This window comes from Streptomyces sp. NPDC054765, assembly GCF_053612065.1.
In genome coordinates, this window is sequence record NZ_JBSHBP010000155.1 from 1 (window position 1) to 1,244 (window position 1,244).

At 68.0% G+C, this 1,244-nt stretch carries 1 pseudogene; it reads right to left on the reverse strand.

Annotated features, from left to right (window positions below):
• Positions 1 to 96 precede the first annotated feature (96 nt).
• Positions 97 to 1,085: pseudogene (locus tag ACWGJY_RS37535) on the reverse strand (IS701 family transposase); the annotation flags it as partial.
• Positions 1,086 to 1,244: the final 159 nt, after the last annotated feature.

Sequence of the window (1,244 nt, forward strand, 5' to 3'; positions counted from 1 at the left end):
TGTCCCCGATGGAGTTCGAACAGCAGCACCACACAACGGCTAAACTCTCACTCGTGGCGTAAACCCCTGTGTCCACGTTCCGGGGGTCACCTCACAGCATTCGGGCAGCTCGACTCCGTCAGTGGCCCGGACGGTCTCGCGTCCGGCGGGCCGGATCCGCAGGGTGACGAACCGCGAGTACATCCGTTTGAAGCCGCTGCGGTCCGTGCCGGGGCGGGAGCCCTCCCGCCATTGCACGGGCTTGGCAGCTTTCCGGCCCGCTGCGATGGCCAGCTGTTTCACCGACTGCGGCTTGTCCGGGTACTTTGCCACCGGCGGCCGTCCCGTCCCCGGATAAGGCGCGGCTACTGGCACGGCTTCGCTGGGCTGGGCTGGGCCGTGAGCGTGGTGGAGATCCCGACCACGTAGTTGAGGCCGCGGGCCTGCAGGCCGAGCCGGAAGGCGGCGGCGTCGCCGTAGCCGGCGTCCGCGACGGCCAGCGGCACCTCGATGCCCCACGAGCGGGTCTCGTCGAGCATGTCGAGTGCGAGCTGCCATTTCTCCACGTGCCCGATGTCGTCGGGAATGCCGCAGGCAGTGCGGCGGGCGACCTTGTCCGGGTGGGCCTTCGCGGACCCGGGGGCCCAGGTCTCGGGCAGGAACAGCCGCCAGTCGACCGCCGCCGAGGCATGGTCCGAGGCCAGGTGCAGCGATACGCCGACCTGGCAGTTGGTGACCTTGCCCGCGGTGCCGGTGTACTGCCGCGACACGCACGCCGAGGCGTTACCGTCCTTGAGGAACCCGGTGTCGTCGAAGATCAGCGCCCTCGGCCGGATCGCCGCTTCCATCTGCCAGGCCAGCCGGGCCCGCACGTGCGCCGGATCCCACGGGCTCGTCGTCACGAAATGGGCAAGCGCCTGCCGGTTCCCGTCCTCGCCCAGCCGGGCAGCCATCGGCTCGACCGACTTGCGCTGCCCATCGGTGAGCAGACCCCGCAGGTAGACCTGCCCCCACCGACGCTGATCATTACGCGCGAACGGCTCGAAGACCTCTGCAGCGAGATCTTCCAACTCACCACGCACAGATGCAATTTCCTCCGGCGTCACGCAACCTCAACGACACACCGGACCCACAGGACACGCATCATCAACACCAACCTGACCAAGCCCTACTAGGGCCTGTGTGTGGTTGTGATCAACCTTCGGGTTCCGTCCCCGCATGGGGACGGAACCCGGTAGGAAGCTGGGTGTGACGCGCAGGCAACT